The organism is Acinetobacter sp. YH12108 (genome assembly GCF_013419055.1).
Lineage (GTDB): Bacteria > Pseudomonadota > Gammaproteobacteria > Pseudomonadales > Moraxellaceae > Acinetobacter.
Window position 1 is genome coordinate 22,154 of the sequence record NZ_VPAW01000029.1, and the last position, 17,397, is coordinate 39,550.

General features: G+C 45.0%; 13 protein-coding genes. 4 read left to right on the plus strand and 9 right to left on the minus strand.

The window, feature by feature from the left end; genetic code table 11:
- Positions 1 to 2 precede the first annotated feature (2 nt).
- From nuoG to ndhC, 6 genes are all read right to left on the minus strand, one after another.
- Positions 3 to 2,681 (minus strand): NADH-quinone oxidoreductase subunit NuoG, encoded by a 2,679-nt coding sequence (gene nuoG, locus FTU46_RS14635; RefSeq protein WP_180105233.1) that lies wholly within the window; start codon positions 2,679 to 2,681, stop codon positions 3 to 5.
- Between the two features lie 11 nt (positions 2,682 to 2,692).
- Positions 2,693 to 4,024 carry an NADH-quinone oxidoreductase subunit NuoF gene (nuoF, locus tag FTU46_RS14640; RefSeq protein ID WP_180105234.1) on the minus strand — a complete coding sequence of 444 codons (1,332 nt, stop codon included), beginning with the start codon at positions 4,022 to 4,024 and terminating at the stop codon, positions 2,693 to 2,695.
- Positions 4,021 to 4,530: an NADH-quinone oxidoreductase subunit NuoE gene (nuoE, locus tag FTU46_RS14645; RefSeq protein ID WP_004785086.1), complete on the minus strand. Its 510-nt coding sequence runs from the start codon at positions 4,528 to 4,530 to the stop codon at positions 4,021 to 4,023. The genes nuoF and nuoE overlap by 4 nt, the downstream gene beginning before the upstream one ends.
- Positions 4,531 to 4,544: 14 nt before the next feature.
- Positions 4,545 to 6,332, minus strand: coding sequence for an NADH-quinone oxidoreductase subunit C/D (gene nuoC, locus FTU46_RS14650; RefSeq protein WP_034702039.1), 1,788 nt, complete (start codon positions 6,330 to 6,332; stop codon positions 4,545 to 4,547).
- Positions 6,333 to 6,422: 90 nt separating this feature from the next.
- Positions 6,423 to 7,103, minus strand: a complete 681-nt coding sequence (locus tag FTU46_RS14655; protein WP_004785090.1) for an NADH-quinone oxidoreductase subunit B family protein — start codon at positions 7,101 to 7,103, stop codon at positions 6,423 to 6,425.
- A 6-nt stretch (positions 7,104 to 7,109) separates the two neighbouring features.
- Positions 7,110 to 7,655, minus strand: coding sequence for an NADH-quinone oxidoreductase subunit A (gene ndhC / locus FTU46_RS14660; protein ID WP_004785092.1), 546 nt, complete (start codon positions 7,653 to 7,655; stop codon positions 7,110 to 7,112).
- 573 nt (positions 7,656 to 8,228) lie between these two features.
- Between ndhC and FTU46_RS14665 the strand changes: the two genes are divergently transcribed.
- On the plus strand, positions 8,229 to 8,585 hold the full coding sequence (locus tag FTU46_RS14665; protein WP_004785094.1) for a hypothetical protein: 357 nt from the start codon (positions 8,229 to 8,231) through the stop codon (positions 8,583 to 8,585).
- 60 nt (positions 8,586 to 8,645) lie between these two features.
- On the opposite strand, the gene bfmS is transcribed toward FTU46_RS14665, so the two are convergent.
- Positions 8,646 to 10,322, minus strand: a complete 1,677-nt coding sequence (bfmS, locus tag FTU46_RS14670) for a sensor histidine kinase BfmS (protein ID WP_034705648.1) — start codon at positions 10,320 to 10,322, stop codon at positions 8,646 to 8,648.
- A 41-nt stretch (positions 10,323 to 10,363) separates the two neighbouring features.
- Positions 10,364 to 11,080, minus strand: a complete 717-nt coding sequence (gene bfmR, locus FTU46_RS14675) for a response regulator transcription factor BfmR (protein ID WP_004785097.1) — start codon at positions 11,078 to 11,080, stop codon at positions 10,364 to 10,366.
- A gap of 569 nt (positions 11,081 to 11,649) precedes the next feature.
- On the opposite strand from bfmR, the gene FTU46_RS14680 reads away from it, so the two are divergent.
- From FTU46_RS14680 to FTU46_RS14685, 3 genes are all read left to right on the plus strand, one after another.
- Complete coding sequence (locus FTU46_RS14680) at positions 11,650 to 14,484, plus strand: ribonucleoside-diphosphate reductase subunit alpha (RefSeq protein ID WP_159124296.1); 2,835 nt, start codon at positions 11,650 to 11,652, stop codon at positions 14,482 to 14,484.
- A 533-nt stretch (positions 14,485 to 15,017) separates the two neighbouring features.
- A complete protein-coding gene (locus FTU46_RS16780; RefSeq protein ID WP_005237071.1) occupies positions 15,018 to 15,149 on the plus strand; it encodes a hypothetical protein in 132 nt (43 codons plus the stop codon).
- A gap of 138 nt (positions 15,150 to 15,287) precedes the next feature.
- Positions 15,288 to 16,571: a ribonucleotide-diphosphate reductase subunit beta gene (locus FTU46_RS14685; protein ID WP_180105235.1), complete on the plus strand. Its 1,284-nt coding sequence runs from the start codon at positions 15,288 to 15,290 to the stop codon at positions 16,569 to 16,571.
- An 82-nt stretch (positions 16,572 to 16,653) separates the two neighbouring features.
- On the opposite strand, the gene FTU46_RS14690 is transcribed toward FTU46_RS14685, so the two are convergent.
- A complete protein-coding gene (locus FTU46_RS14690) occupies positions 16,654 to 17,244 on the minus strand; it encodes a DUF4142 domain-containing protein (RefSeq protein WP_180012383.1) in 591 nt (196 codons plus the stop codon).
- Positions 17,245 to 17,397: the final 153 nt, after the last annotated feature.

Here is a 17,397-nt window from a genome sequence, read left to right on the forward strand (position 1 = left end):
AATTACGCTCCTACCGCGACTGAAACAGGCTCTGCAAGAGATACCGTTGGTGCAAGACCAATTGGGTAGCCAATATAACCTGTTGGTAAGTATTCAATCACTTGTACAGGAAGAACGATTGAAGTCTCGCCTGCTTTCACAGTGATCTTCTGACCGTCTTGCAGGTTCAAGCGTGTAGCATCCTGTTCGCCCACTGCAAATACTGCGTCAGGAATACGTGATTCCATTGCCGGAGTTTTGATCGTGAACTCACCAGATGCAAAAATGTGATGCATTGGTACCAGACGGAAGCTTTCAGCATTTACAAGCACAGGTGCTGGTGCAACGAAGCTACGCGCTGGACGTTTTGGTAAACGGTCGAATAAACGAACGCCTGAATCACCGCCTTTTAAGTGACCGCCCACTTCATCCTGGTATTTGTTCCAGGCTTGTGGTGAGTTCCAGCCTGCAGACCAGGCAAATGGAATCAGTGGAGATGGTGTTTCATTACCCACATAACCTTCCATAGAGAATGTTAATGCAGAATCGATATCGGTTGGCTGTTTCGGCTCGTGGACAGACAATGGCGCACGCATCGAAGTACGGCCTGAGTAACGACGTGGTTCACGTGCCACTTTCAGACCATGTACACGGAAGCCCGCATCAGGTGCAACATCCAGAATGCCTTCCAGCGCTGGAATGTTTTTTGCCACTGACTCGATCACGTCATCCAGCAAAGTCCAAGAAATCGCTTTGCCTTGTACGCCTGTTTCCAGTGCGTGTAACCAGCGCCAAGATTCTTTGATTGCCAGTTCCGGGTTGTAGTAGTTAGGGTCATACACTTGATAGAAACGTTGTGCACGGCCTTCTTGAGAAACGACAGTACCATCACCTTCAGCAAATGAGGCAGCAGACAATACGATGTTCGCTTTCTTCACAGTCGCAGTTTCAGAGTGATCCAATACGATCACCTGTTTGCCTGCAAGCGCAGCATCAACCTGAGCCGCTGGTAAACGACGGTAAAGATCGTTTTCTACAATTAGGACAGTGTCATAGTCTTGTGCAAATGCTTGCTCAAGGCTTTGACCACCGAAGATTGCCAGCCCCATTGAGTTCACTTCAGGAACAGTCAAGGTCAAGCCCGCATTACCCAGGTTTTGTGCTACTTGTGCAGCAGCTTCCATGATGGTTGCGTCTTGTAGACTTGTACCAGAGATGATCAGTGGTTTCTTGGCAGCTTTCAGCGTATCTGCAATGGTTTGTGCAAATGCTTTCGCATCGTCATCAAGACCAGTGATGACTTCACCTTTCACACCCGCAGCAATCGCGAAGCCTAAACGTGCGATGTCATTTGGAGAAGCAACCACTTCACCTTCCGCAACGTCAGACAAACGTGTTTGTGTTGCAGCCAGAATGTAAATCGGAGATTTCGCATCTTGGGCAATACGTTGTACAGGTTCAGCCAGCCATTCTTGGGTACGGCGCTCTGCAGCCATTTCCTTGCCTTTATTTTTCGCAGCTTGGCGAACAGATAAAGCCATACGTGGCGCAGTTTGAGTCAGATCTTCACCCAGAATGAGTACCGCATCATAGCTTTCGATTTCACGCATGTTCGGGTTATAAACACCTTCGGTTTGCATGATCGATGCAGCCAGCTCAACCAAATTTTGCTCTTTTTGAGCCATACCGGTTGAGTAATTGTCTTGACCAACTAACTCACGTAGTGCGAAGTTAGCTTCAAGCGATGCACGTGGTGAACCGATCCCCAGTACTTTTTTGCCTTGGATTTTCGCAATTACGGTATCCAATGCTGTATCAACAGAAACAGTTTCTACATTCGTGCCAGTACGGAACTGCGGCTGACGCGGACGGTCTTTACGGTTTACATAACCGGTACCGAAACGGCCTTTATCGCACAGGAAGTATTGGTTAACTTCACCGTTGAAACGGTTTTCAACGCGACGAAGCTCACCATAACGCTCACCTGGAGAGATGTTACAACCTGAAGAACAGCCATGACATACGCTTGGTGCGTACTGCATGTCCCATTTACGGTTATAGCGTTCTGAGTGAGTCTTATCGGTGAATACACCAGTCGGACAAACTTCAGTCAGGTTACCTGAGAATTCAGATTCCAAAGTACCTGATTCCGGACGACCGAAATAAACGCGAGAAGCGTTTGCATATACGCCGAAATCCGTACCGCCCGCATAGTCTTTGTAATAACGAACACAACGGTAACATGCGATACAACGGTTCATCTCGTGCGCAATGAACGAACCAAGTTCTTGGTTGTAATGCGTACGCTTGGTGAACCGGTAACGACGACGGTCATGTTGTGTCATCACGGTCATATCTTGCAGGTGACAGTGGCCACCCTCTTCACAGACTGGACAGTCGTGCGGGTGATTGGTCATCAAGAATTCAACAACAGAAGCACGGAAATCTTTTGCTTCTTTGTCTTCAATCGAGATGTAGGTATTGTCAGCAGCCGGTGTCATACATGACATGACCAAACGACCACGCGTATCTTCTGGATTCGCGTATTGAGTCACAGCACATTGACGGCAAGAACCGACAGAACCTAAGGATGGATGCCAACAAAAGTATGGGATGTCGATGCCAAGACTCAAACATGCTTGCAGCAAGTTTTCCGAGCCGTTGACTTCATACGATTTTCCATCGACATGAATTGTAGCCATAGTCGAATTCCTTAAGCTTGTTCTACGTTGCGGGTTTGAGCGGCAGCATTTACGACTTTCGCTTCAAATTCGCCACGGAAATGTTTGAGTGCGCCCATTAACGGTTCCATAGCACCTGGTGCGTGAGCACAGAAAGTTTTACCAATCCAAAGCTTACGAGTCAGTTCTTGTAAGTGATCGATATCTTCTTTCTTGCCAGTACCATCTTCAAGTGCTTTAAGCGCTTTCACCGCCCAAGGTAAGCCATCACGGCAAGGTGTACACCAGCCACATGATTCACGCGCAAAGAATTCTTCGAGGTTACGAGTCGCTGAAACCATACATTGAGTTTCATCAACCACCATCAATAGACAGGTACCTAAACGTGAACCTGCTTTCATGATGCTTTCCGCATCCATCGGAAGATCGATATGCTCGGCAGCCAGGAAGTCAGTTGATGCACCACCGGGTAACCATGCTTTCAGCTTCAAGCCGTCACGCATACCACCGGCATGTTCTTCAATCACTTCACGTGCAGTTGTACCGAATGGCAGTTCCCATAGACCTGGGAATTTTACTTTACCTGATGCACCGTAGATTTTTGTGCCTGGATCTTTCGATTTGCCTGCAGACAGACCGATGTACCATTCTGGACCACGCAACATGATGGCTGGCAAGTTGTTGTAGGTCTCTACGTTGTTCACGATCGTAGGACGACCCCAAGCACCTGCAACCTGCGGGAATGGCGGTTTGGTACGCGGGTTTGCACGGCGACCTTCAAGCGAGTTAATCAATGCAGTTTCTTCACCACAGATATAACGACCCGCACCGGTATGCACGTGTAACTCGAAGCTCCAGCCAGAATCCAGGATGTTGTCACCCAAGTAACCTTTGGCACGAACCTGCTCAAGTGCTTCGTTCAGGTACTTCGCCGCTTCGATGTATTCACCACGGATGAAGATATAACCTTGAGTTGCTTCAAGGGTATAAGCTGCAATCAGCATACCTTCGATCAGCTGATGCGGAAGATCTTCCATCAACAGACGGTCTTTGAAGGTACCTGGTTCCATCTCATCGGCATTACAAATCAGGTAACGTGGACCTGAATTGTCATTTGGCGCCATCAGCGACCATTTGATCCCTGCCGGGAAGCCTGCACCACCACGACCTTTTACGGTTGCAGCCTTTATAACTTCCAGCACTTCTTTCGGTGTCATAGACAGGGCTTTTTTAAAGCCTGCATAGCCTTCAAGCGCTTCGTAGTCATCAACGTGACGGACATTTGCTTGTTTGCTTAGACGCCAAGTCAGTGGATGCGTTTCCGGGTTACCGTCGCCATAAATTGGTTTTGGTTCGGTATTCATACATACTTCTCCAATAACTGTTTAATTGATGTCACTTCCACTAGACCGTGAGTGTCTTCATCAATCATGAGGGTTGGACCTTTGTCACAGTTACCTAGGCAGCAAATTGGAAGCAAGGTAAAACGGCCATCCGCTGTGGTTTGGCCGAACTGGATACCCAATTCACGCTGGAATGCTTCTGCTAAAGTCTCCGCACCCATCAAGAAACACGCAATTGAGTCACACAGTAAAATTACGTGACGACCCACTGGCTGACGGTAAATACGGTTATAGAACGTTGCAACCCCTTCCAAATCGGCAAGGCTCATGCTAAGCATTTGCGCGATGGCATTCATTTGAGCATCGTCTACCCAGCCATTACGGCGTTGTACACACTTCAGCGCATCAAGACACGCTGCACGTGGGTAAGGGTAATGCCCAATGTGATGTTCAATTTCGTGGATTTCTTCCGAAGTTAAAATCCCTTCAACATTCACACGTGGCTTTTTATCAGTCAAAATCATCATAATGCGTTTACCCCTTAGCGATCCACGTCAGCCATTACGACGTCGATTGTCGCTAAATAAATGATTAAGTCAGATACAAGACTGCCGTTAATCACAGAAGGCATTTGCTGTAAATGCGTGAAAGTTGGTGTACGAATACGGGTACGGTAACTCATGGTTGACTTGTCTGAAGTCAGATAATAAGTCGACGCACCTTTCACCACTTCTGCCATCACAGATGATTCACCTGCAGGCATTACAGGACCCCAAGAAACGCTCAAGAAGTGCGTAATCAAGGTTTCAATATCTTGTAATGTTTTGTCTTTTGGTGGTGGAACAGCCAGCGGATGGTCCGCTTTGTACGCACCAGATGGCATATTCTCTAGACACTGCTTAATGATTTTCAGTGACTGTTCGATTTCACGGAAGTGAACAATCACACGAGCATATGCATCGCCTTCGTACTCAACCGGTACTTCGAAGTCGTAATTTTCATAACCGCTATATGGACGGTATTTACGTACGTCAAAGTCGATACCTGTAGCACGCAGACCAGTACCTGTTACGCCCCATGCCAATGCAGATTTCGCATCGTACTGAGCCACATTACGGGTACGACCCACAAATACAGAGTTTTTCAGTGCTGCAGTGTAGTATTCATTCAAACGCTTAGGCATCCAGTCGAGTAAGTCTCGAACCAGTTTTTCCCAACCATTTGGCAAGTCATGTGCAGTACCACCGATACGGAACCATGCTGGATGCATACGGTAACCGGTGATCGCTTCCACGATGTCATACACTTTCTGACGGTCAGCGAACATATAGAATACTGGGGTCATACCGCCGGCATCCTGAATCGCAGTACCGATGTACAGCAAGTGGTTATTGATACGGAACAATTCCGACATCATGACACGGATACATTGTGCGCGGTCTGGCACAGTAATGCCTGCCAATTGTTCCACACCCATCACATACGGCATGTTTTGAGCACAACCACCCAAATAGTCCACACGGTCAGTATACGGAATGAATGAATGCCAAGTTTGACGTTCAGCCATCTTTTCCACACCACGGTGGTGATAGCCGATATCTGGCACACAGTCTTTCACTTCTTCACCATCCAACTGCAAAATTACACGGAACGCACCGTGCGCAGACGGGTGGTTAGGACCCAAATTCAGGAACATGAAATCTTCATCTGCATTACCGCGCTTCAGACCCCAGTCTTCTGGCACGAAACGTAGATGTTCCTGTTCAAAGTCCTGCTTGGCTTTGTCTTGAATATACGGAGTATATTCAGTCGCACGTGCAGAATATTCTTTACGTAGCGGATGACCTTCCCAGTAGGTTGGCAACAAGATACGACGGAGCATTGGATGCCCTTCGAAATTGATGCCGAACATGTCATAAGCTTCACGCTCATACCAGTTCGCATTTGGCCAGATATTCGTTGCGGTCGGAATATTCAGATCGCTGTCGCTTAATGCAACTTTAATACGAATGTCACAGTTACGCTCTAAAGATAATAAATGATAGAACACTGTGAATTCTGACGCAGGCAAACCGTCACGGTGCGTACGTAAACGCTCATCTACTGCAGACAAGTCGAATAGCATCACGTATGGACGTGGCACGGTACGCAAGAACATCAATACTTCTTGTACACGTGCGCGCTCAACCCAAACTGTCGGGAAATCCTCGAAAGTTGTTTGCACAAAGAAGTTCTCACCAAACTTGGTTTTGAGCTCTTCAATGATGGCAAATGCTGGGCGTGAATCAACTGCTGTTGATTCTGGCATAGCAATGTCAGTTTCAGCCATTGGCTTGGCTTCCTATTTAATACAAATTCAGTCAACCTAAACGACAACTACACCCATAGCGGGTGCACAACAAAAAACCGGTCGTTTAAATTATTTAATTTCATCCATAGAGCGTAAGTTCTTCACAGCCACACGCTGGTCTTTCTTACGGTCACGTTCCGGCATCATCTTTGGCTTATACACTGGCTTAAGATCATCACCGATTACCGCAGACAGCGGACGACGCTCTAATTGAATTTGGTCTTGTAACAGCATTAATGCCTGGATCAATGCTTCAGGACGTGGTGGGCAGCCCGGAACGTATACATCTACCGGAATAATCTTGTCCACACCTTGTACGACTGAATAAATATCGTACATACCACCTGAGTTTGCACATGCACCCATTGAAATCACCCATTTCGGTTCAAGCATCTGTTCATACAGACGTTGAATTACCGGAGCCATTTTCACGAAGCATGTACCTGCTACAATCATCAAGTCTGCCTGACGCGGTGAAGCACGGATAACTTCGGCACCAAAACGTGACAAGTCATGTACACCGGTCAAAGTCGTTGCATATTCAACGTAGCAGCAAGATGTACCAAAGTTAAATGGCCAAACTGAGTTCTTACGACCCCAGTTCACTGCTGTGTGCATTACATCCTCTAGGCGAGTCATGAACACATTTTTATTCACTTCTTCTTCTAGAAGCGGATCTTCTACAACGATACGCTCTTGAAGTGGATATTCATCAGCATTCGGATTCGCACGGGTTAATGTATATTTCATCCCGAGTTACTCCTTATCAGAGGGTTGAACTTGTGATTTTTTCACAAGACCAGATGATTGAGCTGGGATTTGACCAGTTGGATCCATAACCAATTCTTCAACAGAGTTGAAGCGCGTAATTTCTGCAAGATCCATATTTGGCGAACCAATTTTAGCTTTGTATCCTGCTGCTTTACGTCTGTCTGAAGGTGCCCAGTTCAGTGCACCTGTCGATAATTCGTAAACCAAACCAACAAGTAAAACCAAAATAAAGATAGCTGCAGTTGCAAAACCAATCCAACCTACTTCACGAACAGAAGATGCCCATGCATACAGGTAAAGTGCTTCGAGGTCGAAGACTACAAAGAAAATTGCAACTAAATAGAATTTCGCAGACAAGCGGATACGAGCTCCACCTGCGCTGACTACGCCTGACTCAAACTGCTCCTGCTTGGCACGGCCCCATGATTTACCCCCGAGGAGTAATGGGACAGTGAGCATAAAGACGCATAAAAATGTAACGCCGATCACGAAGGCAATAATTGCCCATTCGTATGGAGTAATGGCACTCATGCGGGGATAACTCCTGGCAGGCCGATTTATTAACAAAGAATGTATGTATTGGCCTTCAAATACACCAAACACAAAATTAATCCCGCCAATTGTACCTGATTTTGGATTTCACTTGCTAGTTTATAAGCCTTAGTCTTTTGGATGATTTTTTAGACATTCCTTATTTTATTCTGGCTTTAAGCTCATAGAATCTCAACCGATCGTTTTTTTAAATTAAAGTTTAAATTTCCATTATTTTTTTCTAAACCCAGATAGACTTTTAAAGCTATGCTTAATTAAGCCTCACTCCTTTTACAGTGGCTGGCTACCCACCCAATGAACCGAAACTTATAAAGAATCAATTAAAAACATTTCACCTTTGCATCATGCTCCGGAAAATAAGTGTGTTTTTAAAAGATGTTTAACATGAATGTTGTCATTCAATTAGAAGCCCCCTTTTCTACCCGCTCTCGGTAAACCTAAAAAGAGCAATTGTGTATTTTTGCAACACGTCCAACAGTTTGATTCAGATTATGATATTTCTATTTTTAAATACACTATGACATTTATAAAGTAACAATAAGGAGTCCATGCATGTCTCTACGATTTACCCATAAACCTGATTATTTTTTCTTTGCTCAATTATTGATGCGACATGTAGAAAGCTATATCCAAAAACATCAGGATGCCAGCAATGCAATCTTTGACTTAGGGGATATTCATAAACTTTTCCAGACAGACTATGCCTCTTCCAGCATTAACCTGGACGGTATTATGAATATTGCCGATGAGTACAAGCTTGAAACCTTATCTGGTGACCAGAAGCTAATCCAAAGCTATCAGGTAGATGTTAAAAATAACAAGCTACTGATCAACTTCAATTCTGATGCCTTAAACAGCCTGAAAGAAGGCAAGCCACTGATTGAACCGGATGCTACCATCCATGAATAATCCCCTTTAAATAGCCATAAAAAAACGATACCTATGTATCGTTTTTTCTCACCTAAACTCTTATTCTGACTGATCTGACACTTCAGCTTTTTCCAGCTTTTCGATCGGTTTTTGCTTGATTTTTTTACCGTAACGGCTGGCTGGCCAAATCATGATAAAGCGTGCACCACCCAGTGTCGGACTTTGATCGACCTGAATCTCTCCACCAAACCAGTAAGCAATCCGGCTGACAATAGACAAGCCCAAACCATACCCCCCTGAAGCACGGGTACGACTATCATCCAGTCGGGCAAAAGCTTCAAAGATACGGGCGCGGTCAGCTTCTGGAATCCCCGGACCATCATCTTCTACACAGATATACGCCATGCCCTTAGCATCTAGTCCGCCGCTGATCAGGATTTTCTGCTCACAATAGCGTACTGCATTACCCACCAGATTTTGCACCACACGATGCAGGTAACGTCGTTCAGCTTCTACGGTTACAGGTACTGGCATTGGCAGCACTTCAACTTCTTTGCCAGTTTTTAGAGCATCTGTTTCGACGGCCACCTGCTCCAGCACTTCAAACAGATCAATATCTTCAAATTCAATTGAAGGCATGCCCTGTTCCAGTTTGGCATAGGTCATGATTTCATCGATCAAGGTATTTAAGGCTTCAATATCCTTATCGATCTGCTCAACCTGCTGCAAGCGATAATCATAGTCGTCTTCATCTGCCATCATTTCCACAGCAAAACGGATACGGGCAACCGGTGTACGCAGCTCATGCGATACAGCACGCATCAATTCACGCTGCGCTTCAATCAGGCGCTGAATATGGTCCGACATATTGTTATAGCTGGAAGCCAGCGTCGCCATCTCATCACTGCCCTCCACCGGAAGACGCAATGACATGTTCCCGGTTTTCATCTTGTTCAGGGCATAGCTCACTTCACGCAGTTTACGTTGCATTGGCACCAGCAGACCATAAATCCCCAGACTTAAGACAAACAGGCTCAATAAGGTAATTCCGGCAGCTAACTGGAATGGCATCCAGTTAAATAACGGCACTGGCCCCATCACCAGCACTTCAGACGTCGAGCTAGGAATAGGAGAAATGATCGAAATTGTAGTGCCGCGAATTGAGGCACTATCACGATATAAAATAATGCTGTGATCCAGACGCAAACGTCCGATCTGCTCGGAATCTAGTGGCAGGCTTTGGACATTTTCGATCGAGATTGGATAAGAGAAATAATCCTGAATTCGCTTCAGGTATTCTTTTTCCTGACCTGGGTAGTACACCAGATAATCCAGAATAAAGACCGGTAAAGCCTTCATCTGACGTTCAGTAATATTATCCGCCTTAATATAAAGATAATGACTTGGATCATCACGTAGCCCGATGACAATATAAGCTACCCCGGTTTTGGCATCCCAACGCACGACTGCCTTACGGTCAGCCAGACGTCGACCTTCCGCTCGGGTAATATCCACTTTACTGGCTTCGACATAGTAGATCGGCAATTCCAACAGATCAGACGCATCTGAAACCCAATCCATCTTTTGCTGCAGATTAGGCTGTCTCGCAACCCCCTCACTGATGATATATGCCATACCATTAGTCAGGGATTCACGATACTCCTGCGCACGCTGGTAGTTGATGATCTGTACCAGCAGATAGCTGAATACTGCCACCAGGACCACAAGCATGACCAGGCCTGCGTATATCCGCAAAAATATACTGTGTTTAAACACCTATTAATTATCCTGTTTATTCAGGCGGCTAAAGGCACCGATTAGATACCGTTAGTTTCTTTGACGAATAGATAACCTTTACTACGTACTGTTTTAATACGTTTTGGATTTTCAGGATCGTCACCAATTTTTGGACGAATGCGCGAGATACGCACATCAATTGAACGGTCTTGACCGTCATATTCGATGCCGCGTAAACGCTCAAAGATATCTTCACGTGACAGGATGCGGCCCGCATTTGAAGCCAGCAGCCACAACAGGTCATATTCTGCACTGGTAAAGTCAACCAGCTCACCATTTAAGGTCACTGAACGACCGCCATTGTCGATCACCAGGTCATCAAACTCGATGCGCTGAGCCACTTCATCCTCAGGCACTTTGTCAGTACGACGCAATAAAGCACGGATACGAGCCAGCAGGACACGCGGCTGAACCGGTTTAGCGACATAGTCGTCTGCACCCATTTCCAGACCCAACACCTGATCCATATCTTCAGTACGTGCAGTTAGCATTAAAATCGGTTGATGATAATGTGGACGAACTTCACGGCAGATGGTCAAACCATCAGCACCTGGCAACATGACATCTAGAACCACCATGTCTGGTTGCTCAGCAATAATACGACGAATAGCACGGTTGCCATCCGGCTCTACCCCAACCTCAAGACCATTACGGATGAGGTATTCTTGTGTTAAACGAGCAAGACGCTCATCATCTTCAACAATTAGAATTTTAGGTAACTTTTCTTCTTGGCTCATGTGTTGCCCCTTTATTTGATGGACGCATGCTACGGACGTATCCTTTTGAAATCCAATAGATACGTTTTTAATATGCTTGCAATATACACACGTTTACATTGTAAACAAGATAGCGTTCACCAAACCAATACATCAAAGTAGCATTTTGTAATATTTTATCGTGCACATTTCACTCGAATGTGCATTTAACTACCGTTTGTCGGCTTATTTGCATTGATCAAAGCTGAATCTGGACAAAATGTGACTAGTTGATTCAGGCCTTTTTAGTTATCCACAATGTTATCTATAAGCACTTTTTGCCAGCTTTGATATGCTATGCCTTGCCGGATAAGGCTTATGCAAGAATCAATAAAAATTGGGATCTTTTTGCAAAAGATTAAGATAAAACTTCAGAAAAATATTTAGCAAAATGTCAATATTGATCTACCCTAAATTTTCCCGTATCTTGTGTTCAATTAATTTTATAACCACTAGGTCTTGTGTTTATTCCTCGAACACTGTGGCACGATTTTTGCCCAGTTCAAACGGTCCATAAACATAAAAATAGATGACAATGGAGCTATGCTAACATGAGCGTAATCACGTCCACTCCGGGTCAACTTCAGGTGATTAAACGCACCGGTGATGTTGCCGCTTTTGATGCAGAAAAAATTTCTGTTGCAATTGGAAAAGCATTTTTGGCAGTAGAAGGCCAGCAAAGTGCAGATTCGAGCCGTATACACGACCGTATCGAACAATTAACGGAAATGGTTCTGAATACATTCAAACGCCGTTTACCATCGGGTGGCACGATCCATATCGAAGAAATTCAGGATCAGGTTGAACTTGCGCTGATGCGTACTGGCGAACAGAAAGTTGCACGTGCCTATGTCATCTACCGTGAACAACGTTCTGAAGCGCGCAAACAGTTAGGTGCCAACCATCACCCTACACTGCAAGTCACTGATGCAGAAGGTAAGTTAAAGCCGCTTGACTTAAGCGAATTGACTGCGACTGTGACTCGTGCTGCTGAAGGCCTTGAAGGGATCGACGTACAGGCGATTGTCGATGAGACCGTAAAAAACCTTTATAACGGTGTAAAAGAGTCTGACATCTCTACCACAATGATGATGGCGACTCGTACCCGTATTGAGCAAGAACCTAACTATACTTATGTGACTGCACGTCTGTTGCGTGATGACCTGGTGGCTACCGGTTTAGAGTTCTTGGGTCTATCAACTGATACCAATGAAGGCGATGCGCTTGAAACTTTCCTGAAAAAAGGGATTGAGTTAGAGCTTCTTTCACCTGAATTGTTAAACTTTGACCTGGCTAAGCTGGCTGCAGCGATTCAACCAGAACGTTCAAACCAGTTCACCTACCTAGGTCTGCAAACATTATTTGACCGTTACTTCATCCACTCAGATGGCGTGCGTTTCGAATTGCCGCAATTATTCTTCATGCGTGTGTCTATGGGTCTTGCCCTGAACGAAGACAATCGCGAAGATCGTGCAATCGAGTTCTATAACTTATTGTCTAGCTTCGACTATATGGCGTCTACACCTACCCTGTTCAACTCAGGTACGTTACGTCCACAGTTATCTAGCTGCTACTTGACTACGATTGATGATGACCTGTTTGACATCTATGGCGCGATGCGTGATAACGCAATGCTGTCTAAATGGGCAGGCGGTTTAGGTAATGACTGGACTCCAGTTCGTGCCCTGAACTCTTACATTAAAGGTACAAATGGTAAGTCTCAAGGTGTGGTGCCATTCCTTAAAGTTGCCAACGATACTGCTGTTGCCGTAAACCAAGGTGGTAAACGTAAAGGTGCAGTATGTGCATACCTGGAAACCTGGCACCTGGATATCGAAGAATTCCTTGAGCTTCGTAAGAACACGGGTGATGACCGTCGTCGTACTCACGACATGAACACTGCGAACTGGGTTCCTGACCTGTTCATGCAACGTGTATTTGAAGATGCTGAATGGACGCTGTTCACTCCTTCTGAAACGCCTGATCTTCATGATCTGACTGGTGCAGAATTTGCTGAGCGTTATGCTTATTACGAAAGCATTGCCAAAGAAACAAATATGTTGCACAAGAAAATCCGTGCAAAAGATTTGTGGCGCAAAATGCTGTCTATGCTGTTCGAAACAGGCCACCCATGGATCACGTTCAAAGACGTATGTAACCTGCGTTCACCACAACAACACGTGGGTGTAGTTCACTCTTCTAACCTGTGTACAGAAATTACCCTGAACACGAGCAAAGAAGAAATCGCAGTATGTAACTTAGGTTCAATCAACCTGGTACAACACGTTCAGGGCGGCAAGCTGGATCGTGAAAAACTGGCTCGTACAGTAAAAACTGCGGTTCGTATGCTCGATAACGTGATCGACATCAACTACTACGCAGTTCCACAAGCACGTAACTCGAACCTGAAACACCGTCCAGTCGGTATGGGTATCATGGGCTTCCAGGATGCGCTTTACGAAATGGGTATGGCTTACGGTTCTGACGCTGCGGTTGAGTTTGCTGATGAATCAATGGAAGTGATTTCTTACTACGCAATTTCAACTTCAAGTGACCTTGCTGTTGAACGCGGTACGTATGAAACATTCAAAGGCTCATTGTGGGATCAAGGTATTCTGCCAATCGACTCACTTGACCTGGTTGCGAAAACTCGTCCAGAACGCATGTTTGAAGTGGATCGCACTCAACGTCTGGACTGGGACACTTTACGTGCCAAAGTTCAAAAAGACGGTATGCGTAACTCGAACGTAATGGCGATTGCTCCGACTGCTACTATTTCGAACATTTGTGGTGTATCTCAGTCAATCGAACCTACTTTCCAGAACCTGTATGTGAAATCTAACCTGTCTGGTGAATTCACAGTGATCAACCCGTACCTGGTACGTGCGTTGAAAGAACGTGGTCTTTGGGATGCGGTGATGGTCAATGACCTGAAACATTTCGAAGGTTCTGTTCAGAAGATTTCTCGTATTCCTGAAGAATTAAAAGCGATCTTTGCGACTGCGTTTGAAGTTGAGCCACGCTGGATTGTTGATGCTGCTTCTCGTCGTCAAAAATGGATCGACCAAGCACAATCTCTGAACCTGTACATCGCTGGTGCAAACGGTAAGAAACTGGACATCACTTACAAGATGGCTTGGTTACGTGGTCTGAAAACCACTTACTACCTACGTGCATTAGGTGCAACTTCTGCTGAAAAATCAACCATTAATACTGGTGCATTGAATGCAGTTAAACCTGCAACTGTTGCGGCTCCTGTAGTTGCAGCACCAGTGGTTGAAGAGAAAAAACCTGAAGCGCCTGTAGAGGAAGAAGGTTTCACTCAAGCAGCGCCAGTGCCACAAGCATGTTCAATTGACAATCCTGATTGTGAGGCTTGTCAGTAATCTGACGGGTTTCTAATCCACCCCGACCCTCCTTTTTCAAAGGAGGGAGATTTCTCGAAGCAAATGGTGGGATGCAAGTCCCCCTTTGCAAAAGGGGGATTTAGGGGGATTCCAAACTAACTGAGAAAAATCAAAGGAGGTGCGGATATAAAGAAAAATTTTAGGCAATAAAAATGGCCTGCCAAAACTGACAGACCATTGGTTTGAAAACCCAAGCTTTCAGAGGAAATACTTCCCTGAATCGCTAGAGTATTCTAGATGTTAAATTTTCGACGACTTAACGCAGAATACTTTAGCAAAGTTTAGGTAAAGAGTCATCCTCTGAAAGCGTCTTTTACAAAAAGGAGATGCTGATGAGAGTTATGTGCTCGTTGGATAAGCCTGTCAGTGTGTGCAACTACACTCGCATCCGATTTAATCGGTTAGAGTATGTTCGCTCACATTGTCGGAGTTATCCGAATCAAGCTCAACTAAGCTTGTGGTAAAAAGATGGGAGGCTGAAAAGCCTCTCGACTTAAATTAAAGGAAAACCTATGCCCCATATGACTCACAATTACATGTTAGGACTTGTGGCATTGATCCTTTCCTTTGCCGTTACCTTTTACGCACCGATTGCTTATTTCTGGTTTAAAGTTCGCCAGCAACAGCGTAAACAAAATAAGTAGTGGGGATTTATCTCTGAACAAATTCAGAGCATTCATCGACAAAACTTAATTTTGTTTACACAAATTGAGCGTATAGTAAGACATCTCAGCACTGCTGGATGTCTAATAAAAGATATAAAGCAACTAGAGAGAATTGATATGTCTATCCTAAGTTGGGACGATTTCGAAGATGATTCGCAAAAACCGGCTGCACCTGAACAGCAGCCTACGCCCGTCGAGCCGAAAAAAACGGCTAATCCGCAGATGGTATCTGATGCAAGCAACACATCGTCGGATGTGGCAGCTGCACAACCCGCTGCAGCCCCTCGAAGCGCAGGATCAAATTCAACCGATTCACTGGCAAGAGCATCTGCTTCCCTAGACCAACTGGACGTTGCGCCTGGTCTTGAAGAACTTGAGATGGGCGCACAGCGTGTACAGGTTGATGATAAACGTATGATCAACTGCCGTGCTGACTTGAACCAGTTAGTGCCATTCAAATACGAATGGGCTTGGCAGAAATATCTGGATGGTTGTGCGAACCACTGGATGCCTCAAGAAATCAACATGAACCACGACATCGCGTTGTGGAAGTCTGAAAATGGCTTGACTGAAGATGAACGTACCATCGTGATGCGTTCACTTGGTTTCTTCTCTACTGCGGATTCACTAGTAGCAAACAATCTGGTATTGGCGATCTACCGTCACATCACCAACCCTGAATGCCGTCAGTACATCCTGCGTCAGTCATTTGAAGAAGCGATTCATACGCATGCTTACCAGTACTGTATCGAGTCTTTAGGTATGGACGAAGGTGAAGTCTTCAACATGTACCGCGAAGTCCCATCAGTTGCACGTAAAGCGGCTTGGGGCTTGAAATATACACAATCTCTAAGTGATCCTACTTTCAAAACCGGCACGCCAGAAAACGACCAGATCCTGCTTCGCAACCTGATCGCATTCTACTGTGTACTTGAAGGTATCTTCTTCTACTGCGGTTTCACCCAAATTCTGTCTATGGGTCGTCGTAACAAGATGAATGGTGTTGCTGAGCAATTCCAGTACATCCTGCGTGACGAATCTATGCACCTGAACTTCGGTATCGACATGATCAACCAGATCAAGATCGAGAACCCGCATCTGTGGACTGCTGAATTCCAGCAAGAAGTGATTCAGATGATCCTTGAAGGCACCATGCTTGAAATCGAATATGCACGTGACACGATGCCACGCGGTGTATTGGGCATGAATGCCGGTATGATGGAAGAATACCTGAAATTTATCTGTAACCGTCGCTTGAGCCAGTTAGGCTTGCCTGAACAGTTTACTGGTGTGAACAATCCATTCCAGTGGATGTCAGAAATGATGGATCTACGTAAAGAGAAGAACTTCTTCGAAACTCGCGTAACAGATTATCAAACTGGTGGCGCGTTAAGCTGGTAAGAAATATCACATAATATATAAAGTATTATGATCAAAAAAAACTGCCGAAAATGGCGGTTTTTTTATTGGATGAATGCTTAACTTATTTCATCTTTTCAACGATTTGTTCAGCTTTTTTCAGATGTGTCGCTACCGCAGTACGGGTGTGCGTCAACATGCTTTTTAATTCCGCATTTTTCGCACTTGGAATCAATTGTGTATCCAAAGTGTTCAGGGCTTTACGATGTACTTCAACCTGACTCATCATATAGTCTTTATCGGCTGCAGATGGCTTGCTCAGGTCAGTAACAATCTTGTCACTATCGCTTTGCAATGCCGTACTGAGACTGCTTGCTTGAGGAGTTAATTTTAAACGGTCTGCCAGAGCCTGGCCTTTTTTCTCGTTCGCTGTATGTTCGCTAATCATCATTTGCGCATACTTACGTGCGTCATCTGTTTTAAGTTTTGGCAAAGCTGTTTTTGCCTGTTTAATTTCACCGTTATTGACCGTACTTACAACCTTAATCACTTGACTCTCAGTTAAATTCATTCGGCTGTCATTTGATGCTTTAGAATTTGCTTGAGCAGCAGTTGAAGATTGCTGATTCATTGCCATTGTTTGACCAGCAGTGAATAGCAATACACCACTCATCGCAACGCAGTTAATCATCTTCTTCATTAGAATAGCTTTCATCATGACACCCTTTAATGTTTTATTAATTAGGGTGTGTTGACACTTTTAGCTTAAAAAAATAGCGAAGTAGTAAAATCAAATCGCCAAACCCAATTTTACTATTCGCTATGCCTCGTACCATGCTGACAGATCAACACTGGCAAAAGTTGAAAG

Bases quoted from the DNA above. Each gene is read 5' to 3' on its own strand.
- nuoG (WP_180105233.1), bottom strand. From the start codon at position 2,681: ATGGCTACAATTCATGTCGATGGAAAATCGTATGAAGTCAACGGCTCG.
- nuoF (WP_180105234.1), bottom strand. From the start codon at position 4,024: ATGAATACCGAACCAAAACCAATTTATGGCGACGGTAACCCGGAAACG.
- nuoE (WP_004785086.1), bottom strand. From the start codon at position 4,530: ATGATGATTTTGACTGATAAAAAGCCACGTGTGAATGTTGAAGGGATT.
- nuoC (WP_034702039.1), bottom strand. From the start codon at position 6,332: ATGGCTGAAACTGACATTGCTATGCCAGAATCAACAGCAGTTGATTCA.
- FTU46_RS14655 (WP_004785090.1), bottom strand. From the start codon at position 7,103: ATGAAATATACATTAACCCGTGCGAATCCGAATGCTGATGAATATCCA.
- ndhC (WP_004785092.1), bottom strand. From the start codon at position 7,655: ATGAGTGCCATTACTCCATACGAATGGGCAATTATTGCCTTCGTGATC.
- FTU46_RS14665 (WP_004785094.1), top strand. From the start codon at position 8,229: ATGTCTCTACGATTTACCCATAAACCTGATTATTTTTTCTTTGCTCAA.
- bfmR (WP_004785097.1), bottom strand. From the start codon at position 11,080: ATGAGCCAAGAAGAAAAGTTACCTAAAATTCTAATTGTTGAAGATGAT.
- FTU46_RS14680 (WP_159124296.1), top strand. From the start codon at position 11,650: ATGAGCGTAATCACGTCCACTCCGGGTCAACTTCAGGTGATTAAACGC.
- FTU46_RS16780 (WP_005237071.1), top strand. From the start codon at position 15,018: ATGCCCCATATGACTCACAATTACATGTTAGGACTTGTGGCATTGATC.
- FTU46_RS14685 (WP_180105235.1), top strand. From the start codon at position 15,288: ATGTCTATCCTAAGTTGGGACGATTTCGAAGATGATTCGCAAAAACCG.
- FTU46_RS14690 (WP_180012383.1), bottom strand. From the start codon at position 17,244: ATGAAAGCTATTCTAATGAAGAAGATGATTAACTGCGTTGCGATGAGT.